A 23837-nucleotide genomic window follows, 5' to 3' on the forward strand; every position below is an offset into this window, starting at 1 on the left:
GCGCGGTACGATGCGGTTTGCCAAGTTGAAAATAATGCAATGGCAAGTACTTCAGCCGTTCAATTATAAGGGTTTTGCTTTTAGATTGGAAAGACTGGCCGGGCGCGTACTTGTATAGGCAAGCCTGCGCCCGGGCAACGGGGCGGTGGATTAATAGATGCTGGCGGGCGCAGCGCCGTCCAGCTGCGGCGCCACCAGGGGCAAGTCCAGGGTGAAGCGGGTGCCGGCAGGGCTGCTGGTCACCTGGATGGTGCCGCCCAGCAGGGCCGTGACGATGTTGTAGCTGATCGACAAACCCAGGCCGCTGCCACCCTGGCCCAGCTTGGTGGTAAAGAAGGGGTCGAAGATGCGCGACAAATGCTGTTCGGCGATGCCCCCGCCATTGTCCTCGAAGACGATCTGCACGCGCGCCGCCTCCATCGTGGCGGACAAACGCATGCGGCCCGTGCCGGCGCCGCCATCGTTGGGCGCGGGGGGGAAGGCGTGCAGCAGGGCATTGTTGATCAGGTTGGTGATCACCTGGCCGAACGGGCCAGGATAGCTGTCCATGGTGATGCCGAAGGCTATCTCCACTTCGATGCGGTGGCCCGAACTGCGGATGCGGTTCATGACGGTGGCGATGATTTCATTGCTTACTTGTTGCAAGTCAAATCGGCGTCGTTGCTCGGTGGTGCGGTCGACGGCCACCTGCTTGAAACTGTTGACCAGGTCGGCCGCGCTGCGCAGGCCGCGCATCACCAGCGCCGACGCCTTGTTCGCATCGTCGATGAAGGCGGCCAGGTCCGAGCGGCGCAGGCCGGGGCCGTTCATCAGGCGTTCCACGTCTTCCGTCTTTTGCTGCATGGTACTGGCGATTAATAAACTGTTGCCGATCGGGGTATTCAGTTCATGCGCCACGCCGGCCATCAGCGAACCGAGGGCAGCCAGTTTTTCCTGCGATACCAGTTGCGCCTGGGCATCTTGCAACTGCCGGTAGGCGCTGGCGTTGTCGAGCGCGATGGCGCCATACGCGCACAGGGTACGGAAGATCAGCCGCTCGCGTTCGCCATACGCGTTGGCATGGCAAGCTTGCACCGTCATCACGCCCAGCACGCGTTCGCCCACCATCAGCGGCACGTACAGCACGCTCTGGTTATGCAGGGTGCCGGGCACCGTGTAGGCATGGCGGCGCGGCGGTACCTGGTCGATATACACTTCGCGCCGGCCCAGCAGGCAGCGCACGGAGTAGGCGCGTGGATTGCTCAGTGGAATGGCGTTGTCGGGCAGGGGACGGCCCGCTTCCATGCCGTGCGCGCGGCGCAGCGCCGTGCCAGCCGGATCGAGCATGTAGACGGCGAAGGTGTTGACTGGCAGCAAGGCGTGCACATGGCGGTCCAGCACCTGGAATACGGCGCTGGCATCGAGGTGGGTGGTGATTTCCTGGCCGATGGCCGACAGCCGTTCCAGGGTGTCGCTGGTCTGTTGCAGCACTTCGGCGCGGCGCGCTTCGGAGGCGGCCAGTTCGCGGTGGTGATAGCCTTCCGAACGCGCATGTTCCGTCTGGTGGTAGACCTGCATGGCCGTGGCGCGGTTGCTCGCCTGCTGGGTGTGGCTTTTTTCACGCGCCATGCCCGCATCGAGGGCGATATCGTAGGCGCGCGCATAGTCGCCCGCATGCGCGTATTCGCGCGCCAGCGCATCGAGCAGTTCGCCGGGCGGGGAATAGCCTTCGATGGAGGCGGCCACCTGCAGCGCCTGGTGCAGGAAATGCAGGGCGGGATTGCGTTCCAGCATGCCTGCGGGCGGCGGCAGCTCGTGGCGGGCATGCAGCATGGACAAGACGCGCAGCGCCGCCACCTGGTGCATGGCGTCGCCTTGCGCGGTGGCCAGCTGGCAAGCCCGTTCGGCCGCCTGCAGCGCTTCATCGGGGCGGTCCAGGTAGGACAGCGCGTGGGCGCTGCCGCGCTGCGCCATGCTGCGGAAATCGGCCTGGCCCAGCGCTTCGGCGCGCTGCGCCAGCCGGCTGAAGGCGTCGAGCGCCGTGTCGTAGTCGCCCTTGTCCAGGCTCAGTTCACCCAGGTGGAATAGGGCGTTGGCATAGGTGCGCGCGCCCGCCACGGGGGCCAGGATGTGCAGCGCCTGGCGCAGCAAGTCTTCGGCCGCGGCCAGGCGTCCCAGCTTGCGCATGGTTTCGGCCGTATGCGTCTGGCAGGCACCGATGCTGCGGGGCCAGCCGGTGGGGCGCGCCAGGTCCAGCGCGCACTGCATCCATTCGAGGGCCGATTCGTTGTCGTTGAGACTGGCGAAGCAGTCGCCGATATTGATGGCGGCCGTGATGGCGCCGCGCAGCTGGCCGCTTTCCAGCGCCGCTTCGTAGCTTTGCATGTAGTGGCCGGCGGCCGTGCCCAGGTCGCGCGAAGTGTGCGCCAGCAAGCCGCGGAAATCATGCACCCAGGCAGCCAGCGGCGCGGGCAGCTTGCCGCTGGCGCCGTCGGCCTGGAAGTGGCTGCCCCAGCGCGCTTGGGCGGCCGGCGCATCGCGCAGCACGGCCCAGCGCGCCGTGGCCGCGTCGGCCAGGCTGGCGCGCATCGCATCGCCGGCGCTGCGCGCCTGTTCGGCAGCGGCCAGCAGTTCGGCATCGCAGCGGGCATGGTCGCCCCGGTCGACGGCAATCGAGGACAGCAGCCAGTGCGCGTCGGCGCAAGCGGCGCCGTCGCCATGCGCGCACAGGATGGCGTGCGCCGCCATGGCCAGGCTTTCGGCCGCATCGAGGGCACCTTGCAGCCAGGCCACTTCCGCCTGCACCAGTTGCAGGCGCGCCTGCGCGATGGCCAGGGCGTGGGCCGGCAGCTGGGCTTGGGGCAACAAGGTTGCCGCTTCGGCTGCATGGTGCAGCGCCTGTGCGCAGTTACGCTGGCGCAAATGCCATGCCAGCAACATCAGCAAGGGCAAGCGCTCCAGGGCGCGCAATGGTCGCAGTGTGTCTTCCCACTGTGCAATGTCATGTTCGAGGGCGAACATTTCCATCCGAAATCTCCCGCAAGGCGATGGTGTTGGCCCGCGGCCAGTGACACCTTATTGGATCGCATTGTAAGCTGCATTCGGATGCAGTTGTTTGGCCGACTCGACAGTATTTTTTTGCGCGCGCCATTTCAGGCGGCGCAAAGCAGGCGGGGCGTGCATCAGCCCCTGCCGGCTGATGCACGCCCCGTGGACAGCCTGGCGATGGCCGTGCCGCCTGTGCCGTACTGCTTGTGCTAGCGGCCGGCGAAGTGCACGGTGCTGGCTGTTTCGCCAGCCTTGGCGATGGCGCCCGGAATATTGTTCAGTCCGGTAATGGCGATGACGTCGCCATCGTTGCGAAATTCCATGCGGGTGCCGCTGGCCGTTTCAAAGACGCCGGGCGCGCGGCCGAACAGCTCTATTTCGGGCTGTCCCTTGATTTGCGTGAAGTAGCGGTTGACTTGCTGGCGCAGCAGCAAGGTATCGCCCGTGTCGAGCTGGTAGCGATTGCCGTACTGGCTGAATTCCTGCGGGGCCAGTTTATAGACCTTGCCGGAGATCTGGACCTTGTCCTGGTCGCCGATTTCCAGCGCGCTGGCGCTGAGGCAAGAAAGGCCGAGGACGAGGGCGGCGCTACCGAGGGCGAGGGTACGCGAGAACGATGCTTTCATGATTTCACCTTGTGATCAAAATGCTGGTTGGAGTTAGACCAATGTTGTCTCCAGCAGGTTCGCTGGCGGGGACAATGCCAAGGTAGCAATCGGACCTGCGCGATGCCAGCGCAAAGCGATGAAACGCAGGAATTCGGCGCTGAAACGCGAAATCGGACGATGGATGGTTTTGGAATGAATGCAGGAAAGCGGGCTGAGCGGCAGAATTTAATTCTGTTTAATTCGTGTTGATAATGTTTTTGTCGGTTTGGCGCCCGCTCCGATGGCGGGCGCCAGGCGCGTTAATACAGCGTTTGCGCCGATTCGTGCAGCAGCTGGCCGTACAGGGTATGGCGCATCTTGGCGATTTTTCCTTCGGACAAGGCTTGCAGGATGGCGCACTGCGGCTCGATCAGGTGGCGGCAGTTATAGAACTTGCAGCCGCCCAGGTAGGGCTGGAATTCGCGGAAGGCCCGTTCCAGCATGCCCTCGGACAAGTGGTACAGGCCGAACTCCTGGAAGCCGGGCGAATCGATGATGGAACTGTTCGCGCCCAGTTCGTCGAGCTTGTACAGGCGCGTAAAGGTGGTCGTGTGCTTGCCCGTGTCGAGCGCGGCCGAGATTTCGCGCACGGCGATGTCCGCGTCCGGCACCAGCAGGTTGATCAGGGACGACTTGCCCATGCCCGACTGGCCGATGAGGATCGACGACTGGCCCGCCAGCAGGGGCGCCAGGGTGGCCACGGCGTGTTCGGGTTCGGCGCGCGCCGACACCTCATCGACGGGATAGCCCATCGATGAATACGGCAGCAGGCGTTCCCGGGCGCGCTCCAGCGAAGCGGTCACATCCGTCTTGTTGAGAATGATGCGCGCTTCGATGCCGGCCGCGTCGGCCGCCACCAGCGAGCGCGAGATCAGGTCGTCGGCAAAGCCCGGTTCCGTCGCCACGACGATGAACAGCTGCGTCAGGTTGGCGGCCAGCAATTTCGACTTGTACTGGTCCGAGCGGTACAGCAAGGTCTTGCGTTCCTCGATGCGGTCGATGACGGCCTGGTCGTTGGAAGTGCGCGTCAGGTGCACGATGTCGCCCACGGCCACATTGGTTTTCTTGCCGCGCGTTACGCATTGCAACTTGGCGCCGTCCACGTCGGCCAGGTAATGGCGGCCGTGGGCGGCGATGATGACGCCCGTCAACTTGCCTTCGCTCATGGGGCCACCTGGCTGCTCTGGTAGATAAGGTCGGCCTTGGCGGCGCAGATGAAGTCGTTTTCGGACAGGCCGCCGGCACCCTGGTTGACCGAGTGCGTGTCGTAGCGCACGGCGCAGGTTTTGTAAGTAATGATGAGCTCCGGATGGTGGTCTTGCGTATGGGTCATATAAGCCAGGGCGTTCACGAACGCCAGGGTCTGGTAGTAATTCTTGAAGCCGAAGTCGCGGCACAGCTTGCCGTTTTGCACCGTCCACTGGGGCAGCAGGGCGTGCAGGGTGGCGATATCGGTGTCGCCCAGCGCCTGCTGGCGCGGCGTGCAGCTCAGTTGGGCCAGGTCGTGCGAAGTGGATGGCGTATTCATGCGGAAGCCCCTTTCAGGTGGCGGATGCGCACGCTGGCCGGCGGATGCGAGTCATAGAAGGCCGAGTGCAGCGGGTCGGGCGTCAGGGTCGACGCATTGTCTTCATACATTTTGACGAGCGCCGACACCAGGTCGTCCGCCTGCGTGTGCGTGGCGGCAAAGGCGTCGGCTTCGAATTCGTGCTTGCGCGAGCTGAGCGACGTCAACGGCCCCAGCAGGAAAGTGAAGACGGGCAAGGCCAGCATGAACAGCAGCAGCGCCAGCGCGTCCGTCGGCTGGCCCGTCAGCGCCAGCGCGACCGGGTCGACGCCCAGGCCCGCGTAAAACCACGGCTGCGTCTTCAGGAAGCCCAGCAGCGCGAGGAAACCCAGCGAGATGACGAACATCATGGCGATGCGCTTGACGATGTGCTTGAGCTTGAAGTGGCCCAGTTCATGCGCCAGCACGGCTTCGATTTCCTGCGGCGCCAGGCGCGACAGCAGGGTGTCGAAGAAGACGATGCGCTTGTTGGCGCCAAAGCCCGAGAAATACGCATTGCCGTGGGCGCTGCGCTTCGAGCCATCCATGACGAACAAGCCTTTCGAAGCGAAGCCGACGCGCTGCATCAAGCCTTCGATGCGGCTTTTCAGCGCTTCGTCGGCCAGCGGCGTGAATTTGTTGAACAGGGGGGCAATGACGGTTGGAAACAGCACCATCATCAGCAGCTGGAAGCCGCTCCAGACGAACCAGGCGTACAGCCACCACAGGTCGCCCGACTTGGCCATCAGGGTCAGCACGACCCAGATCAGCGGCAAGCCGATGACGGCGCCCAGGCCCACGCCCTTGAGCATGTCCGTGAAAAACAGCTTGCGCGCCATGGTGTTGAAGCCGAAGCGCTGCTCCAGCACGAACTGGCGGTAATAGTCGAAGGGCAGGTCGATCAGGCCGGAAATGGCGGCAAAGGCGGCGATCAGGCCGATCTGGTACAACATGGGCGAGCCGGGACCCATCCATTCATTCAGGTGCAGCGCCAGCCATTGCAGGCCGCCCAGCAAGGTAAAACCGATCAGCACGGCATAGTTGATCAGCAAGGTCAGCAAGCCGAACTTGGTCTTGGCCACTGTGTAGTCGGCCGCCTTCTGGTGCGCGGCCAGCGGGATTTTTTCCGCGAATTCGGGCGGGACAACGGCGCGGTGCGCCAGCACGTGGCGAATCTGCCGCGAAGCGAGCCAGAAGCGCACGGCGAGGGTCAAAACGAGGACGGATACAAACAAAATCGAAAACGCGAGTGAATACATTCTGTGCCTGTGAGAAAATGGCTGATTATTTAGTTTGATTAGGCCAAGAGAGAATTATGTCACAAGCGACCGACTTAACTGCATCCACCCCCGCACCCGCGGTGCCCGCACGTCCAAATGAGATGAACCTGGTCTGGGTCGACATGGAAATGACGGGTCTGGAGCCCGATACCGACCGCATCATCGAGGTGGCGGTAGTGGTGACGGACATGCACTTGAACCTGCTGGCCGAAGGCCCCGTGTTCGTGATTCACCAGTCGGATGAAACCCTGAACAAGATGGATGCCTGGAACAAGGGCACGCACGGCCGCTCGGGCCTGATCGACAAGGTCAAGGCGTCGACCGTGACGGAAGCCCAGGCGGAAGCGGAGCTGATCGCCTTCCTGAAGAAATACGTACCGGCAGGCAAGTCGCCCATGTGCGGCAACACCATCGGCCAGGACCGCCGCTTCATGGTGCGCGGCATGCCGAAGCTGGAAGCATTCTTCCACTACCGCAATGTTGACGTGTCGACACTGAAAGAGCTGTGCAAGCGCTGGAAGCCGGAAATCGCCACCGGTTTCAAGAAGCACCAGAAGCACACTGCGCTGGCCGATATCCTCGAGTCGATCGAAGAGCTGAAGTACTACCGCGAGCACTTCATCAAATTGTAAGTTGAAAACGCCTCACAAAACCTACTGCGCGTCGGTATAGGCGGCCTGCGATGCTCACCGGCTCGGCGCCCCCGTACTGAGTACGGTTGCGCTTCTTAGCCACCTCTCCCTTCCGCTCGCTACGGTTTTGTGAGGCGTCGCGAAGGTTCTGTTACATCGTATCAAAGTCAAAATCGAGGGTGTGCCAAACGCCTTCTTCATCCTGCCACTCCAGCGCAAACGGTCCCGTTTGCCGCAAGCCCGTGATCCACACTGTCTCGCCAGGTTCGCGAAAATACGCCACGCACTGCCCGAACGGTTGCTCCAGCCGGCACAGCACCAATCCCTCGCCCGCCACGGCGCACCATTGCTCGTGGACATCGATCAAGCCCACGGCCGGGTCGCCATAGAACTCGCCCAGGCTGGCTTGCCGGCCATCGGCCGCCGTCACCTTGGCGTGTTCATATTCATGCTGGACAATATATTGGGCGCTGCGCGCCAGTTCCCTGCTCGTCATGCTGTCTCCACGGTGGGCCAGACGGTTTCCTGGTCGGCGCGCGCCTCGGCGATCAGCCATTCGCAGAAGGCGTGCACAAGGGGGCGCGTTTCCGCCTGGGGCGAACGCAGCAGATAATAGCAGTGGGGGCCGCGCACGGCATGTTCGAACACGCGCACCAGGCGGCCCGAGCGCAGGTCGTCGCCGATCAGGGGGCTGGCGGCGATGGCCACGCCCTGGCCGCTGGCGGCCGCGTCCAGGCACAGATACGTGTGCGAAAAGCGCGCGCCGCTGTTGCCGCTATTGCCGCTGTAATGCACACCGCAGCTGTGCAACCAGCGCGTCCAGTCGATTTCGCCGGGCAGGTGCACTTCCGGCTCGTCGTGCAGCAGCGGGTAGCGCAGCAGGTCGGCGGGCTGGCGCAGGCTGGCCGCGTTGGCGCGGAAATCGGGGCTGCAGACGGCGGAAAACCATTCTTCCATCAATAAATCCACCTTCAGGCCCGGATAGCGGCCCGGTCCCAGGCGGATGGCCACGTCCACGCCATCGCGCGCCAGGTCGACCGGGTGCATCGAGGCCAGCACGCGCAGTTCGATCTGCGGATAGCGGTCGCGCAAGCGTCCCAGGCGCGGCATCAGCCAGCGCGAGACGAGCGAGCTGGTGGCCGTCACCGTCACCACCTTGTCATCGCCCTGGCGCCGCGCCTGCTCGGATACATCGGCCAGCTGGTTGAGTATCGGCCCCAGCGAGGCCGCATAGCGCTGGCCGGCGCTGGTGAGCACCACGCCGCGCGGCAGGCGCTGGAACAGCACGATGCCGAGCCACGCTTCCAGCTGTTTCACATGATGGCCGATGGCGCCGGCCGAGACGTGCAATTCTTCGCCCGCGCGCTGGAAGCCTTCGTGGCGGGCGGCCGCCTCGAAGGCGTGCAGGGCGGCAAGTGGGGGCAGGGGACGTGACATGGTATTCTCAAGAGAATTGAGCCTCAGTATTATTTGGCCTATCCGTGAAGAATATTGGTTTGTTTCATTTTGCGCAAGCGAATATGATGCCGGCTATGCGTGAAGTGACCCGCAATATGATTCACGCATGAATCATCTACCAGCCTTGCTTGGCATTTATATTTACAACGCCTGGGAAAACCGTCGCGATGCGCAGCAGGTTTGCCCGGGTGTACTCAAAGAGGTTAGTCATGTCTGATCGCCGCGCTGTTGCGCTGGTGTTGCTGTCGGCCGCCGGATTCGGCAGTTCCGCAGTGTTTGCCAAGGCGGCATATGCGTCCGGGGTCAACCCGTCGACCATGCTGGCCTTGCGTTTCGTCATCGCCGCCATGCTGTTGCTGCCGCTCGTGTGGCTCGGTGGCTGGCGCTTGCCGCGCGGCCGCCTGCTGGCCGGCTACATGCTGATGGGCCTGATGTACACGGCCCAGTCGCAAGGCTATTTCAATGCCCTCATGTATGCCAGCAGCGGCCTGTGCGGCATGCTGCTGTACGTGTATCCCGTGCTGGTCACCATCCTCGCGCTGGCGCTGGGCTGGGAAAAGCTGGACCGGCGCATGCTGGTGCTGATGGCGCTGGCCATTGCCGGCATGGCCATCACCCTGGGCGGCAAGCTGCAGGGCCAGCCCATCGGCATCGCGCTGGCATTGATGGCCGCCGGCGTGTATGCCGTGTACATCCTGTTTGGCAACAGCCTGTCGAAAAGCCGCGAGAATATTCACCCATTGGCCGCCTGTGTGGTGATCCTGGGCACAGCCGGCCTGTCGAATAGTGCGATTGCTTTGTGGCAAGGCGTGTCCTTGCCGGGCACGGCGACGGGTTGGCTGGCCGTCGGCGCCATCGCGCTGTTCTCGACGGCCATCGCGATTGCCGCCTTCTTTGCCGGCGTGGCGCAGATCGGCGCGGCCAAGGCATCCATCATTTCCACGTTTGAACCCGTCATCACGATGGCGTTCGGCGTGACCTTGCTGAAGGAATCCGTCAGCGGCACGCAATTGCTGGGCGGTGCCATGGTGCTGGCCGCCGTGGTCTTGCTGGCACAGCGGCCCAGTGCCAAGCCGGTCTCCATGCCTGGCGTGCAAGCCAGCGCCTGAACTTTTTTCCTGAACTGATCGGCAATACCGATCGGTCTCCTTTGCGCCGCGACGGGTTTCCTGCCGCGGCGCTTTTTTTTGGCCGCGCACAAATAACACTTGATTGCGAATGATTCTCATTTATAATTGATTTCAAGATTCCCCCACCACCAGCCAGCCCATGCCAGCCAGTGTTCGCCTTGAAAGGAGACACCGTGACGAGCATGCCCCCTATTTGCAATACCGAGCTGGTCGCCGGCGAATTTGCCCGCCTGCGTCGCGAAAAGAAAGCCCGCCACCGCGATATCGCCGAGGAACTGGCCATTTCCGAAGGCGAGCTGATCGCCGCGCACGCCGGCCTGTCGCTGGCCGATGGCGCCTTGCTGGGCGCCGAGCGCCTGCAGGCCGACTGGCCCGCCATCATCGCCGCCCTGGAACCGCTGGGCGAAGTCATGGCGCTGACGCGCAACGCCTCGTGCGTGCATGAAAAGACGGGTGTGTATCGAAAAGCCAGCCACAACAATCACGTGGGCCTGGTGCTCGGTGGCGATATCGACCTGCGCGTGTTTTACCGCCAGTGGGCGCATGGTTTTGCCGTTCGCGAGATGGGCGAAAAGGAAGTGCAGCGCAGCCTGCAATTTTTCGATGCGGCCGGCCATGCCGTGCACAAGATTTTCCTCAAGCCGCAAAGCGACCTGGCCGCCTATGACGCGCTGGTGGCGCGCTTCGCCGATGCGGATCAGGCGGCCGGCATTGCCGTGACGGCGCCGGCGCCGCCGCCGGCGGAACTGCCCGACGCGCAGATCGACGTGGCCGGCTTTCGCGCCGCCTGGGCCGACTTGCGCGATACGCATGAATTTTTCACCGTGCTGAAAAAATATTCGGTCTCGCGCCTGCAAGGCCTGCGCCTGGCCGAGGCGCGTTTCGTGCAGCAGCTCGACAAATCCTGCGTGCTCGACCTGCTCAATAATGCCGCCCTCGAAAAGGTGGCCATCATGGCCTTCGTCGGCAATGCCGGCATGATCCAGATCCATTCGGGACCCGTGCACAAGATCGCCGTGATGGGGCCGTGGATCAATGTCCTCGACACGCGCTTCAACCTGCATTTGCGCGAAGACCATATCGCCAGCGCCTGGGTGGTGAAAAAGCCGACCGTCGATGGCCTGGTGACATCGGTGGAACTGTTCGACGCCAAGGGCGACACCATCGTCATGTTCTTCGGCGAACGCAAGCCGGGCGTGCACGAATTGTGCGAATGGCGCAACGTCGTCGAGCGGGTGCTGCAGGAGGGCGAACTATGCGCCGCATGATCGCCGCCAGCGTGGCGCGCCGCATCGCGCTGAAAAAAATGGGGGCGGGAGCGCTGGCGCTGGCCGCGCCGATGCAGGTGCTGGCCGCCGTCAGCGACGCGGCCAAGCCGATGGTCAAGGCGCGGCGCATCGTCAGCGTGGGCGGCGCGTTGACGGAAATCGTCTATGCGCTCGAAGCGCAGGGGGAACTGGTGGGCGTCGATACCACCTCGCTGTATCCACCGGTGGCGCAACAGCTGCCGCAGGTGGGTTATGCGCGCACCTTGTCGGCCGAGGGCGTGCTGTCGCTGGCGCCCACGCAGCTGATCGCCACCGAGGAAGCGGGGCCGCAAACGGTGCTGCGCCAGGTGCGCGACGCGGGCGTGCCGGTGGCGGTGCTGAACGCGAATAACAAATTCGAAGGCTTGCTCGAACGGGTGAAACAGGTGGGCCAGATCACGGGACGCGCCGACCCCGCCGCGCGCCTGGCGCAAGCCTTGCAGCAGCAGTGGGACGGCGCCCTGGGCAAGGTGCGCCTGCGCAGCCACGCGCCTGTGCGCGTGCTGTTCATCCTCGCCCATGCGCCCAACCAGGTGATGGTGGGCGGGCGCGAGACGGGCGCCGACGCCATGCTCGCGTATGCGGGCGCCGTCAACGTGATGGGGGGACCGGCCGGTTTTGCCGGCTACAAGCCGCTCACGCCCGAAGCCGTGATCGCCGCTCGGCCCGACATCGTGCTCGTCACGGACCAGGGGCTGAAGGCATCGGGCGGCGTGGACGGCATCTTGAAACTGCCAGGCCTGGCGCAGACGCCGGCCGGGCGCAAGCACCGCATCGTGTCGCTGGAAGCCATGCTGCTGCTGGGCTTTGGCCCGCGCATGCCGCAGGCGCTGGGCGAACTCGACGCCGCCTTCGCCAAAGCCATGACAGCATGAACGTGGCTTCCCTGGCGTCTGTCGCCCCGTGGCGCTGGCCACGCTGGGGCGCTGGCGGGCTGCTGGCCGTGGCGCTGTTTGTCGGCTTGATCATCGCCGTGCAGGCGGGCGCCGTGCCGGTGACCCTGGCCGATTGGCTGGCGCCGTTTCAATCTGGCGAGGAGAAGCTGTCCGGCGGCGCGTATGTGCTGTGGCATATCCGTTTGCCGCGCGCCCTGTTTGCCATCCTGATCGGCGCCGCGCTGGCGCTGGCCGGCGGCCTGACGCAAGGCCTGTTCCGCAATCCGCTGGCCGATCCGGGACTGCTGGGCGTGAGCAGCGGCGCCGCCTGCGCGGGCGCGGCCACCATCGTCTTCGCGGCCAGCCTGCACGTGGCGCCGGAGCTGCGCGTGTGGCTGCTGCCGGCCGCCGCGTTCGCCGGCGCCATGCTGATCTGCGTGCTGCTTGACAGGGTCGCGCGCTGGGCCACCCCCGGCTCCATCGTCGGCTTGCTGCTGACGGGCGTGGCGCTGAACGCCATCACGGTGGCCGTCATGGGCTTGTGCATCTACCTGGCCAGCGACGACCAGTTGCGCACCCTGACTTTCTGGACCCTCGGTTCGCTGTCGGCCGGCAGCTGGCGCCAGGTGGCGGCTTTGCTGCTGATGCTGGCCGGCGCGCTGTGGGCCACGCGCTTCCTGATGCGCTCATTGAATGCGCTGGCGCTGGGCGAGGCGCAGGCGCTGCACGTGGGTATCGATGTGGGCCGGCTGCGCACGCAGGTCATCGTGCTGGTGGCCGTGCTGACGGGCTTTGCCGTCGCCTGGTGCGGCGGCATCGGCTTCATCGGCCTGATCGCGCCGCACCTGGTGCGCACCTGGCTGGGCGCCGACCAGCGCAAGGTACTGCCCCTGGCGATGCTGGCCGGCGGCTTGCTGCTGCTGTTGGCCGACACCCTGGCGCGCACGGTGGCCATCCCGGCGGAAGTCCCCGTCGGCATTTTCACGGCCTTGCTGGGCGGGCCATTTTTCCTGATGCTGTTGCGGCGCTTCCGCCACGGCACAGCCTAGAGGTGAACATGACGCCCCTGCTGGAACTCTCCTTCGCCACCACACAACTGGGCCAGCAGTATTTCGGCCCGTTCAATCTGCGGATCGCGGCCGGCGAGCGCGTCGCCATCCTGGGCCCCAGCGGCGCGGGCAAGTCGACCCTGCTCAAATTGATGGCGCGCGAACTGCACCCGCAGGCGGGCCATGTGGCGTTCGCGGGCAGGCCGCTGGCGCAGTGGCCGCTGGCTGACCTGGCGCGGCGCCGCGCCGTCTTGCCACAGGGCTCGAACGTGGCCTTCGGACTGCAGTGCGAGCTGGTGATCGGCCTGGGACGGGTGGCGCGCCTGGTCGACCCGCAGCTGGGGCGGATCGTGCAGGACGCGGCTACCCTGGCGCACGCCGGGCATTTGCTGGGCCGCCGCCTGGATACCCTGTCCGGCGGCGAGCAGGCCAGGGTGCAGCTGGCGCGCATCTTCGCGCAGATGTGGGACGTACAGGATGGCTTGATACTCGTCGACGAACCGCTGGCGGCGCTCGATCCCGGCCTGCAGTTCGATTTGCTCGATAGCCTGCAGCAGTTTTGCGCCGCGCGCGGCCACGCCGTCATCGCCATCCTGCACGACATCAATCACGCCTTGCTGGGCTTCGAGCGATTGCTGCTGGTGCGTTCGGGCCAGCTGGTGGCCGATATCGCCAGCGATGCCGGCGCCGTGCCGGCCCTGGCCGCGCTGTACGGCATCGCCCTGACGACGGCGACCAGCAGCGATGGCGACGTGTGCGTCATCCCTGCCAGAAGCGCCGTCCGCAGGGCCGCCTGACCCATTCACTCACCACACGTCCGCCGCGCGCGGCCGCGCCATCTGGCCGCTGCCCAGCAGCCATACCATCAGGGCCTCGGCCTGTTCGCGCGTGGCCGCCACCTCTTGCAGGATACCGAAGGCTTTCATGGCGCCGGCCGCCATCGCCTGCAGGCGCGCGCGCTGTTCCGCGTCCGCCTCGACCGATACGAGGCCCCGGCAAATGGCGGCCAGCGCTACCTTGTTGTGCTTGAGCCAAAGGCCGCGCCGCTTGCGGTCGATGTGCGCTTCATCGCTGCGTTCCTCTTCGAACAGCATGACGAACGGTTCGCCATGGCGCAGCAGGGCGTCCATGTCGTTTTCCCACAGCGGGGCATAGCCGGTAACGGCCGTTTCAGGGCGAAAGCGCACGACGGGAAAGTCGCTGACGTCGTGGATGGAGAAATGTGCGGGATTCGGTTTCATGGCGTGCTTCCTTGCGAGGTGGTTGAAAATGCTTGCCAGCCGCCGCCCAGCGCCTTGTAGACCTGGACCAGCGACAGCGACGCGGTGGCACGGCTGTCGACCAGCGCCGCTTCGTTGTTCAATAAGGTGTTTTGCACATGCAGCACGTTGATCAGGTCCGTGCCGCCCTGGCGGTACTGCAGTTCCGCGCTGCCCAGCGCCCGCCGTCCCTGCTTGACGGCTTCATCGAGGCTGGCCTGGCGGCGGGCGTTGGCCTGGTAGCCAGATAGCGCATCCTCCACCTCGTGCCAGGCGGCCAGCACCGTCTGGCGGTAGGCGATGGCCGCTTCCTGTTGCTGCGCCTCGCGCAGTTGCAGGTTGCCGCGCAGGCGGCCGCCATCGAACAGGGGCACGCTGAAGCCGGGGCCGAAGGCGAAGCGCCTGGCGTCCCAGCCGATGTCGGACAGCTGCATCGCTTGCAGGCCGACGCTGCCCGAGAGCGTAATGCGTGGATAAAAATCGCCCTGCGCCACGCCGATGGCGGCCGTGGCCGCGTGCAGCTGCGCTTCGGCGCGGCGGATGTCGGGTCGCCGTTCGGCCAGGCTGCTCGGCACGCCCAGCTGCACCTGCATGGTCATGGCGGGAATGTCCTTGCCCGCCGCCAGTTCCGCCCGCAAGCCTTGCGGCGGCAGCGCCAGCAGGAGGGCGAGAGCATTGCCCAGGCGCGCTTCGCGCTGCTGCAGCGGCGGCAGGCGCGCTTCGATGGTGGCGACATGGGCCGCCGCCTCGGCCTCGTCGAGCTGCGTCGCCACACCTTCGCGCAGGCGGATGCTGGTCAGGTTCAAGGTATGGCGGGCGATATCGAGCAGCTGCTGCGTGATGGCCAGCGTCTGCTGCGCGCCGCGCAGCTCGATGTAGTCGCGCGCCGTTTCTGCCAGCACGGCCAGCAGCACGCCGCGCTGCGTTTCCACTGCCACGTCGACGCGCGCATCGGCCGCTTCCACTTCGCGCCGCACGCGGCCCCACAGGTCCAGTTCCCAGGCTGCGTCAAGGTTGCTTTGCCACAGGTTGTAGGCGGACTGGCCATTGTTGCGCGACGGGTCGCTCAAGCCCTGTTCGCTGTTGCGCGCGCGGCTGTAGCCGCCATTCGCACCCAGCGACGGGCCTTGCGCGGCGCCGATGACTCCGCGCGCGGCGCGGCTTTGCTCCAGCCGGCTGGCGGCCGCCAGCACGTCGAGGTTGGCGCCGGCGGCACGCTGCAGCAGTGACGACAGGGTGGTATCGCCAAAGCTGTCCCACCAGCGCTGCTCGATGGCGCCATCCTGCTGTGCGGCGAAACGGGCATCCTGCGCCTGACGCCATTGCTGTCCCAGATCATGGTGCGGGCGCTGGAAATCGCTGCCGACGCTGCCGCAGCCGGCCAGGCCCAGGGCCGTGAAGAGTATCCATGCTTTCATCGCGCGCTCACCTGTTGCAGATGTTGACGGCGCATGGCCGTATCGATGCGCACTTCGGCCGACATGCCCACGCGCAGGCGGGCGTCGCCATCCTGGCCCGGATCGAGCGCGATCCTGACGGGGATGCGCTGCACCACCTTGGTGAAGTTGCCGGTGGCGTTTTCCGGCGCGATGGCGGCGAAGGTCACGCCCGTGGCCGGCGCGATACTGTGTACCGTGCCGTGCAGGAGCACGCCCGGATAGGCGTCGACGGCGATGCTGGCGCGCTGGCCCTGGCGCACGTGGGTCAGCTGGGTTTCCTGCAGGTTGGCGACGACAAAGCTGCGGTTCAGGGGCACCACGGCCATCAGGCTGGCGCCGGGAGCCACCAGGGCGCCGACGCGCACGATGCGGCGTCCGACGATGCCGTCGATGGGGGCGCGCAGCTGCGTATGCGACAGATCCAGTTCGGCCCGTTGCAGGCTGGCGCTGGCGCGCAGCAAGGCCGCTTCGGCCGCGCCTTGCTGCGCTTGCAAAATTTCCGTCTGCTTGCGGGTGGCGACGAGGGCGGCGCGGTTTTGCGCCAGGCGCGCGCGGCTCACGTCGAAGCGCGATTGCGCCTGCTGCGCGTTCTGCACGCTGCCCGCGCCCTGGCCAGCCAGGTGCTGCGAGCGGGCCAGTTCCTGCTGCGCCAGTTTGTCTTCCGCCTGGTTGGCGTCGACCAGGGTGCTGGCTTGTTCGATCACCGATTGCTGGCGCTGCAAGGTGGCGCGGGCATTCGCCAGTTGCGCTTCGGCGCCGGCTACCTCGGCACGGGCCGAGGCGGCGGCGGCCTGGTAGTCGCGGTCGTCGATGCGGGCCAGCAGCTGACCCGCCTTGACAGTCTGGTTGTCTTCCACCAGCACTTCCCGCACGATGCCGCCCACCTTGGGGGAAAGCACGGTGTAGTCGGCGCTGACAAAGGCGTCGTCGGTTGCTTGTTCGTCGCCACGGGCGAACAGCAGTTGCCAGGCGCAAAAGGCGAGGGCGCAGGCCAGCAGGGCCAGGCCGAGAAGAAATGCGCGCGAGCGCAGTATGGGTGTTTGCATGGTGAAGCTCTTTCGTAAAAATGGAAATCAGGCGGCGCGCGGAGGGAATACGCGTGTCGGCAGGATAGGAATGATCACAATCATGGCCAGCGCGATGGCGGCCACGGTGAGGTACAGGTCGGACGAGGTGAGGGTGACGACTTGCGCATGCATGCGCTGCGCAATTCCCGCCATGTCCACGCCGGCTGGCAGGTTGCCCAGGCGCTCGCTGAGCACCGTCGAATGAAAATGGTTGCGGCGCGTGATCAGCGCATCGAGCACGCCGGTGGCTACGACGGCCGACATGCCCTTGATGGTGTTGAACCAGGCCGAGGCGAACGGGCCATCCTGCGGCGCCAGGCCCGTGGTGGCCAGCAGCAGCAAGGGAATCACGGCCATCGGTTGCGCGAAGATCTGCACCGCTTGCAGCAGGTAGAAATGCGTGCGTATCCAGTCTGGCGACATGCGCGCGCCCAGCACGCAGGACAGGGCCAGCAGGGCCAGGCCGATGGCCAGCACCCAGCGGCAGTCGACGGCGCGGATGTTGCACAGGGCGGCCACCAGCGGCAAGGCGATCAACTGCGGCAGCGCCACCATCAGCATCACGGGCGCCGTTTGCAGCGGGCGGTAAGCGTGCACCTGCGCCAGGTAGGACGAGGGAATCAGGATCACGGCCAGCAGCACGAACAGCACGCCGCCCAGGGTCAGCAGGGCATGGCTGAGGTTGCGCCGCGACAGCAGCTGCAGCTTGAAGAACGGCAGCGGGTGCGACCACTCGTTGATGAAGAACAGCACCAGCAGCAACAGACCGCCGCCCAGCAGCACGCAGATCAGCGGCGAGGCGAACCACGCCAGGCGTTCACCCTGCAGCAATCCCACCACCAGCATGCTGATGGCGGGCAGGCCAAGCAGCAGGCCGCGCCAGTCGAACTGGCGCAAGCGCTCCAGGCGCAGCGGGTCTTGCGGCAAGCCCCAGGACACCATCAGCAGGGCGACGATGCTGCCCGGGACGACTTGCCAGAAGGCCCATTGCCAGCCCAGGTACTCGGTCCAGAAGGCGGCCAGCGGCGTGCCCAGGCTGGGACCGAAGGTGGCGCTCAGCGCATAGCCGCCCAAGCCATATAGCTTGATGTTCGGCGGCAGGAAGCGCAGCGCCACCGTCATCAGCATGGGCGGCAGGGCGCCGCCGGCCGCGCCCTGCACCACGCGCAGGACCATCAGCACGGACAGGTTCGGCGCGAACGGGCACAGCACGCCGGCGGCCATGCAGACGATGATGGCGGTGGCCGTCAGCCGGCGCAGCGAAAAGGTGACGGAGCACCACGGCGCGAACGCCATGGCCGAGACCGAGGCGGCCGCATACAGGGCGACGAGCCAGCTGGCGTCGTCGCGCGCGATGCCCATGGCGCCGCGGATGTCGGCCAGCGCGACCTTGGTGATGTTTTCATTCAGGCCGGATACCAGCACGGCCAGCAGCACGCCAGCCAGGCCCGTGGCCAGGCGCAGTCCGAAGATGGGAGGCGCGGGCGGCGCGGCCGCGGGGGCGGCGCCAGGAAGGGGTACAGCAGACACAGGGAACTCCGTGGATGAGGATCAGTCCACGCAGTATAGGTAGCCGTTAATCTTGTGAAAATTGATAATTAATGAATTCTGAATTGCGTCTGGCGCAATGATTGTGGGCCCAGACCCTAAGCGTCGGGTGGCGTGCCGTCGCACAGCTCCTTGATCATGCGGCGCAGCCAGCGGTGCGCATGGTCGTGGTCGAGGCGCGGGTGCCAGGCCTGGAAGACTTCCACGCTGTCGACGGGGATGGGTAGCTGGAAGGTGCGCAGCTTCAAGCCCAGGCGCTCGACGATGGCCAGCAGGGGCGTGGGCATCAGCGGCAGCAGCAGGCGCGAATCGGCCACGGCGAAGATGGCGGACTGGAAGTTGGGGCTGATCAGCGAGACCCGGCGCGTGTAGCCCCGCTCGGCCAGGATGGTGTCGAAGGGACCGCGCGCCAGGCCGCGCCGCGAGACGCTGATATGTTCGTATTCGGTAAAGCTGTCGAGGTTGATGGGGCCGTCGAAGATCGGGTGGTCGCTGCGGGCGATGCCGACAAAGCCGGTGGTAAACAGCTGCTGCAGCTTGATGTCGGGCGCGAAGGCGCGCCGCGCGCTGATGTACAGGTCGATGCGGCCCGCGTGCAGGGCGTCGTTTTCCGTGGCGCCATCGCCCTCTGGCACGAAGCGCAGCACCGTGTGCGGCGCATGGCGGGCCAGCAGGTCGCGCAGCTTGCCGCCGTAGGAACCGACAAACACGTCGTTGGCGCACAGGCTGAACGTGCGTTCCAGCGTGCGCAAGTCCACTTCGCGGCCCGACGTGAAGATGGCGTGCGCCTGTTCCACCACGCCGCGGACCTGCTCGCGCAATTCCAGCGCGCGCGGGGTGGGCGCCAGGCCGCGCCCGGAGCGCACGAAGACGGGGTCGCCGATGGCGTCGCGGATGCGCGCCAGGGTGCGGCTCATGGCCGGCGCGCTCAAATTCATGCGCCGCGCGGCGGCCACGGCGCTGCCTTCCTCGAGCAGGATATCGAGGGCGACGAGCAGGTTCAGGTCAGGGAGTTTCATGCGGCGATTATAGCCCGGGGGCCAGCGCCAGCGCTGCGCCGGCAGGACGCCGGCGCAGACAGTGATGCTACTGCGGGATTACTCGGCTGCCGGTTCGGCGCCGCAGCATTTCTTGAACTTCTTGCCGCTGCCGCAAGGGCAGTCGTCGTTGCGGCCCACTTTCGGCTCTTCGCGCTTCATGGTCTGCACGGGAGCCTTGCGGCGCGGGACCCAGAAACGGTGGATGGCCGGCAGGTTCGCTTCCAGTTCCTGCGCCAGTTTGTGCGCCTTGACCGGGTCTTCCACCAGTTTCAGCTCTTCTTCCTTGATTTCGTCGGCGCCCAGCAGGTAGATCGGCTGCATCAGCTCGGCCACTTCCGAATCCCAGATTTCGTTCCACGAGCCAGGACGCAGCTCCATGCCGTCCCAGAAGCCCCAGCACCAGGCTTCGGCGTCGATCAGGGTCTGGCCTTCGTAGTCGTGCTCGACGAACAGGGCTTCGAATTCCTTCGGCGCCACTTCAAACGTCACCAGCACTTCGTTCATGAAGCGCATGATCAGGTTGACGATGCGCTCTTCTTCCTTGCTGTTCTTGAATTTCGGCGCATCTTCGGCATCTTCGCCCCACACGCGCGGCAACCACTCGGCCGGCATGATTGGTTCCGGGCCGATGGCGACGGCCGTCAGATAGCCGTGCAGCATATCCATGGTCATCGCGTCTTCGGAGCAGCGCTCCGACAACAGGAATTGGTCTAATTCGTCGAATTCTTTTTCTGATAATGGCTGTTCGAGTTGCATGGCTTGCTCTTTATTGAATGTAAGCAGACAGTATACGCCTAGCGGCGCTTCCTCACCTAAGTGTTTGCACCGGCGGCCCGCGCGCGCCTTACAATGTCGCTTATGCACAATGAAAACCAGCCGCACGAGGACGACCGGCCCGTCCATCCCTTTTCCGCCCTGAGCCCCGATTGCGTGCTCGACGCCCTCGACAGCGTGGGGCTGCGCGGCGATGGCCGTCTGCTGGCCCTGAACAGCTATGAAAACCGCGTCTACCAGGTGGGTATCGAAGACAGCGCGCCCCTGGTGGCCAAGTTCTACCGTCCCGAGCGCTGGAGCGATACGGCCATCCTGGAAGAGCACGCGTTCGTGTCCGAGCTGGTCGAGCGCGAAATCCAGGTGGTGCCGGCGCTGGAAATCCATGGCAGCACCCTGCACCAGTACCAGGGCTTCCGCTTTGCCGTCTTTCCCCGCCACGGCGGCCGCGCGCCCGAGCTGGACGACCCGGCGACGCTGGAGTGGATAGGGCGCTTCATCGGCCGCATCCACGCCGTCGGCGCGCTGTCCACGTACAAGCAGCGTCCGGCGCTCGACCACCAGACGTTCGGCGTCGAGCCGCGCGAATTTTTGCTGGAGGGAAATTTCCTGCCGCCCGAACTGCTGGCCGCGTATTCCAGCGTGGCGCAGCAGGCGCTCGACGGCGTCAAGCGCTGCTATGACCGCGCGGGCGACGTGGCCATGCTGCGCACGCATGGCGACTGCCATGGCGGCAACGTGCTGTGGACGGATGCCGGCCCCCATTTCGTCGATTTCGACGACAGCCGCATGGGCCCGGCCATCCAGGATCTGTGGATGATGCTGTCGGGCGAGCGGGGCGACATGGTGCGCCAGATGAGCGACATCCTGGCCGGCTATGAAGATTTTTGCGATTTCGACCCGCGCCAGCTGTACCTGGTCGAAGCGCTGCGCACCCTGCGCCTGATCCATTATTCGGCCTGGCTGGCGCGCCGCTGGGATGATCCCGCCTTCCCCGTCGCCTTCCCGTGGTTTAACACGCAGCGCTACTGGCAGGACCGCATCCTGGAACTCAGGGAGCAGGTTGCCCTGATGGATGAGGCGCCATTGTGGCCTGTTTGACCTAAACGCGGGAAAAGGGCGGTAAACGCCCCTCTTCTTGCCGCGCTGATTTGCGCATGCCTGTTCGATAATGGTGCTAATAAATTCCCATAAGCAACGGAATTCACCCGAATAAGCGAGAAATCATGCAAGCACAGCAAAATCAGCGCCAGGCCGCCTCCCTCACCGTCGCGTATTCCGCCGACGACGAGTTCGACCAGGACAGCATGGTCTCGCTGCATGATTTCAAGGACCTGGAGCGCAAGGCCGATGCGCCAGCGCCGCTTCCTGCCGCTCCTGTCGCCGCGATGCCCGAGCCGCAAGCCGAGCCGGCAGCCGAAGTTGATGGCAAGGCACCGGCCGCCGAACGCCAGAAAATGGAATTGAAAGCCATCCACGAGGCGATTGCCCGCGTGGAAGCGGAAGCGAAGGCCACCTGCGCCGCCGAAAGCCGCGCGCTGGCCGAGGCGCGCGTGCGCTCGCTGGCCGAGGACCGCGCCGCCATCGACGCCGCCGCCGCCGCCGCCGCACAGCAAAATGCACAGGCAGCCGAAGAAGCGATTGCCGCCAACCGCGAACGTCTCGACACCATGCGCGCTGCCGCGCAAGCCAGCGTGGCCCGCCTGGAAGCCGTCAAGCAGGAGACGGCGGAACTGCGCGCCCGCGTGGAGTCGGACAATGAAATCCGCCTGGCCGCTGAACAGCGTTCGCGCGCGGAACAGGAAAGCCGCTTGCGCGCCAGCGAGCAGGTGGCCGTGCAGTCGGAACTGGCCGAACAGGCCGCCCGCGCCGCCGAAGAATTGCAGGTGCAGACGGAGCAGGCGCGCCTGCAGGCCGTCGAGCGCGTCGCCGCCGTGCAGGCAGCCAAGGAAGAAATGGTGGGCATCGCCTCGGCCGATGCAAGAGTTGCCGTGCTGGCGCGTGAGCGCGAGCGCCATGCGCACGGTGCGCGCCAGACGGCGCAGATGCTGGCCGAAGCGGAAAGCGAAGCGCTGGACTTGACGGTGCAGCGCGAGCGCGCCGACCAGATCGCGCTGGAATCGGCCTTCAACCGGGCCGCCGCCGAAGTGCGCGCCCTTGAAGAAGCGCGCGCGCTGGCGCACCTGGAACAGGAACGCGAAGCCATCGCCCTGGCGCAGGCGGAATCGGAACGCCATGCGGCGCAATCGCTGCGTTTGCGCCTGCAGACGGAAAAGGAATTGCGCGACGCGGCCATCCACCGCGAGCGCCTGGAAATGGTCGCCGTGGCCAGCGCGCAGGCGCGCCGCGATGCGGACGTGCGCATCCTGGCCGCCACCGAAGCGCGCATCGAGGTAGACCGCCAGCTGCGCGCCGTGGCGCTGGCCCGCGTCGCCGCCGAACAGGATGCGGAAATCGCCGGCCACGCCAAGCTGGAAGCGGAAACGGCGGCCCTCGAAGAAACCAAGGCACGCGAAGCGGCCGAGCAGGCCGCCGCCGTGGCGGCAGCCCGCGAACTGGAAGAGCAGCAGCGCGCCGCCAGCCTGGCGCACGAACGGGCCGAACTGGCGCGCCAGGCCGCGGAACTGGCCGCCAGCCAGAACGAAGCCGAGCAGGCCGAGGTCGATGCCGGCCGGGCGACATTGGCCGCGCAGGAACAGGCGTCGCAACTGGCACAGGAAAAAGCGCAGCAGGCAGAGCAGCTGCTGCAGGCGGAGCAGGAGCGCCTGGCCGCCGAACAAGCCGCCATCGCCGCCTTGAAAGAGAAACTGGAAGCGGAAGCGCTGGCGTTCAACGCGGCACAGGAACGCATCGCCGCCGAAGGCGCGCAAGCGGAACTGCTGCGCGGCCAGCAGGCGGCCGAACTGGCCTTGACGGAAGCGGCGCAAAAAGAAGCGGACGCCATCCGTATTTTGATGGATCAGGCCCTGGTCGAAGGCGAACAGAAAGCCGCTGCCGCGCAAGCCGTGCAGGCGCAGGCGCGCCTGGCCGTGGAACTGGGACAAGTGCATGCCGAGCGCGCCCGCGTGGAAGAATCCAAGGCGCAAGCGGCCGATGCGCTGCTGGCGTCCGAGCGCGATTTCGTCGCGGCCGAACGCGAGTCGCTGGCCCTGATCGCGCAGAAGCTGGTGCAGCAGCGCCAGACCAGCAGCGCCGAAGAGCGCGCCTCGCAAGCCATTGCCGGCCGCCTGGAAGCGGAAAAGCAGGCGACGGCGGCCGCTGAAGCGCGCGCCGCCATGGAGCAGCAGGCGCTCGATGCCATGCGCCAGCGCGAGCAGCTGGAACTGGCCGCGCAGCAAGCCGCCAGCGAAAAACTCGCAGCCCAGCAAGCCTTGCTGGCCAGTGCCCAGGCCCATGCCGCCCTGCAGCGCAAGGCGGCCGAGACGACACGCGCGATGGCCATCGCCAAGCAGCAATTGCTGGACCTGGAAATGGCGCGCGCGCAGCAGCAAGAGCGCGAACTGGCCGCCTTGCGCGCCAGCCTGGAGCAGCCGCAAAGCGCGTTTTCCAGTTCCCTGACCGCCGCCCGCGCGAAAGCAGAACAGGTCAGCTCGGCCAGTTTGACGCGCGAAGTGATCGAGCGCTTAACGCAGCCGAATGAATCCGCAGGCGCTGTCTGGCGCTCACGCTAGGCAGGATACCGAACCAAACCTACTGCGCGGCGCGCTTTGCGGCTGGCGATGCTCACCGTACTTAAAGTACGGTTGCGCTTCTCAGCCACAA

The 23837-nt window shown here is 65.7% G+C and carries 21 protein-coding genes; 8 read left to right on the forward strand and 13 right to left on the reverse strand.

The features are described from left to right. Window positions 1-150 precede the first annotated feature (150 nt). From BLT98_RS23725 to BLT98_RS23745, 5 genes are all read right to left on the reverse strand, one after another. Entirely contained in the window at window positions 151-3000 is a 2850-nt protein-coding gene (locus BLT98_RS23725) for an ATP-binding protein (RefSeq protein WP_244517668.1), read from the reverse strand. Between the two features lie 236 nt (window positions 3001-3236). Further along, window positions 3237-3653, reverse strand: coding sequence for a hypothetical protein (locus BLT98_RS23730; RefSeq protein WP_070259691.1), 417 nt, complete (start codon window positions 3651-3653; stop codon window positions 3237-3239). A 281-nt stretch (window positions 3654-3934) separates the two neighbouring features. Beyond that, entirely contained in the window at window positions 3935-4840 is a 906-nt protein-coding gene (rsgA, locus tag BLT98_RS23735; protein ID WP_034785059.1) for a ribosome small subunit-dependent GTPase A, read from the reverse strand. Further along, a complete protein-coding gene (locus BLT98_RS23740; RefSeq protein ID WP_092612126.1) occupies window positions 4837-5202 on the reverse strand; it encodes a 4a-hydroxytetrahydrobiopterin dehydratase in 366 nt (121 codons plus the stop codon). Before BLT98_RS23740 ends, rsgA begins: the two co-directional genes overlap by 4 nt. Beyond that, complete coding sequence (locus BLT98_RS23745) at window positions 5199-6479, reverse strand: M48 family metallopeptidase (RefSeq protein WP_034785061.1); 1281 nt, start codon at window positions 6477-6479, stop codon at window positions 5199-5201. The genes BLT98_RS23740 and BLT98_RS23745 overlap by 4 nt, the downstream gene beginning before the upstream one ends. Window positions 6480-6535: 56 nt before the next feature. On the opposite strand from BLT98_RS23745, the gene orn reads away from it, so the two are divergent. Next, window positions 6536-7132, forward strand: a complete 597-nt coding sequence (orn, locus tag BLT98_RS23750) for an oligoribonuclease (RefSeq protein ID WP_170846480.1) — start codon at window positions 6536-6538, stop codon at window positions 7130-7132. 151 nt (window positions 7133-7283) lie between these two features. Here the strand turns inward: orn and BLT98_RS23755 are convergent, their stop codons facing one another. Together BLT98_RS23755 and gcvA are read right to left on the reverse strand one after the other, a co-directional pair. Further along, window positions 7284-7628 (reverse strand): hypothetical protein, encoded by a 345-nt coding sequence (locus tag BLT98_RS23755; RefSeq protein ID WP_092612129.1) that lies wholly within the window; start codon window positions 7626-7628, stop codon window positions 7284-7286. After that, entirely contained in the window at window positions 7625-8569 is a 945-nt protein-coding gene (gene gcvA / locus BLT98_RS23760; protein ID WP_034759349.1) for a transcriptional regulator GcvA, read from the reverse strand. Before gcvA ends, BLT98_RS23755 begins: the two co-directional genes overlap by 4 nt. Window positions 8570-8799: 230 nt before the next feature. On the opposite strand from gcvA, the gene BLT98_RS23765 reads away from it, so the two are divergent. The 5 genes from BLT98_RS23765 (at window position 8800) to BLT98_RS23785 (ending at window position 13748) form a co-directional block, all read left to right on the forward strand. Then, entirely contained in the window at window positions 8800-9699 is a 900-nt protein-coding gene (locus BLT98_RS23765; protein WP_092612132.1) for a DMT family transporter, read from the forward strand. 203 nt (window positions 9700-9902) lie between these two features. Further along, window positions 9903-10988 carry a hemin-degrading factor gene (locus BLT98_RS23770; protein WP_070277965.1) on the forward strand — a complete coding sequence of 362 codons (1086 nt, stop codon included), beginning with the start codon at window positions 9903-9905 and terminating at the stop codon, window positions 10986-10988. After that, window positions 10976-11902 (forward strand): heme/hemin ABC transporter substrate-binding protein, encoded by a 927-nt coding sequence (locus BLT98_RS23775; protein ID WP_092612137.1) that lies wholly within the window; start codon window positions 10976-10978, stop codon window positions 11900-11902. Before BLT98_RS23770 ends, BLT98_RS23775 begins: the two co-directional genes overlap by 13 nt. Further along, complete coding sequence (locus BLT98_RS23780) at window positions 11899-12951, forward strand: FecCD family ABC transporter permease (protein WP_092612140.1); 1053 nt, start codon at window positions 11899-11901, stop codon at window positions 12949-12951. Before BLT98_RS23775 ends, BLT98_RS23780 begins: the two co-directional genes overlap by 4 nt. A gap of 8 nt (window positions 12952-12959) precedes the next feature. Then, window positions 12960-13748 (forward strand): ATP-binding cassette domain-containing protein, encoded by a 789-nt coding sequence (locus BLT98_RS23785; RefSeq protein ID WP_092612619.1) that lies wholly within the window; start codon window positions 12960-12962, stop codon window positions 13746-13748. Between the two features lie 9 nt (window positions 13749-13757). Here the strand turns inward: BLT98_RS23785 and BLT98_RS23790 are convergent, their stop codons facing one another. The 6 genes from BLT98_RS23790 to BLT98_RS23815 form a co-directional block, all read right to left on the reverse strand. Further along, window positions 13758-14192 (reverse strand): hypothetical protein, encoded by a 435-nt coding sequence (locus BLT98_RS23790; RefSeq protein ID WP_191909609.1) that lies wholly within the window; start codon window positions 14190-14192, stop codon window positions 13758-13760. Beyond that, the gene (locus BLT98_RS23795; RefSeq protein WP_092612143.1) at window positions 14189-15628 is read right to left on the reverse strand and encodes an efflux transporter outer membrane subunit; all 1440 of its coding nucleotides are present in this window, start codon (window positions 15626-15628) and stop codon (window positions 14189-14191) included. The genes BLT98_RS23790 and BLT98_RS23795 overlap by 4 nt, the downstream gene beginning before the upstream one ends. Then, window positions 15625-16695 carry an HlyD family secretion protein gene (locus BLT98_RS23800; protein ID WP_034785075.1) on the reverse strand — a complete coding sequence of 357 codons (1071 nt, stop codon included), beginning with the start codon at window positions 16693-16695 and terminating at the stop codon, window positions 15625-15627. Before BLT98_RS23800 ends, BLT98_RS23795 begins: the two co-directional genes overlap by 4 nt. A gap of 27 nt (window positions 16696-16722) precedes the next feature. Next, on the reverse strand, window positions 16723-18246 hold the full coding sequence (locus BLT98_RS23805; protein WP_034785076.1) for an MFS transporter: 1524 nt from the start codon (window positions 18244-18246) through the stop codon (window positions 16723-16725). A 116-nt stretch (window positions 18247-18362) separates the two neighbouring features. Continuing rightward, window positions 18363-19283 (reverse strand): LysR family transcriptional regulator, encoded by a 921-nt coding sequence (locus BLT98_RS23810; RefSeq protein WP_034785078.1) that lies wholly within the window; start codon window positions 19281-19283, stop codon window positions 18363-18365. Between the two features lie 78 nt (window positions 19284-19361). Then, entirely contained in the window at window positions 19362-20060 is a 699-nt protein-coding gene (locus BLT98_RS23815) for a UPF0149 family protein (RefSeq protein WP_034785080.1), read from the reverse strand. Between the two features lie 102 nt (window positions 20061-20162). Between BLT98_RS23815 and BLT98_RS23820 the strand changes: the two genes are divergently transcribed. Beyond that, a complete protein-coding gene (locus BLT98_RS23820; RefSeq protein ID WP_092612146.1) occupies window positions 20163-21176 on the forward strand; it encodes a serine/threonine protein kinase in 1014 nt (337 codons plus the stop codon). Between the two features lie 125 nt (window positions 21177-21301). Then, the gene (locus BLT98_RS23825) at window positions 21302-23746 is read left to right on the forward strand and encodes a hypothetical protein (protein ID WP_092612149.1); all 2445 of its coding nucleotides are present in this window, start codon (window positions 21302-21304) and stop codon (window positions 23744-23746) included. The last annotated feature ends 91 nt before the right edge of the window (window positions 23747-23837 follow it).

It is taken from the genome of Janthinobacterium sp. YR213 (assembly GCF_900099875.1).
In the GTDB taxonomy this organism is placed as follows: domain Bacteria; phylum Pseudomonadota; class Gammaproteobacteria; order Burkholderiales; family Burkholderiaceae_D; genus Janthinobacterium; species Janthinobacterium lividum.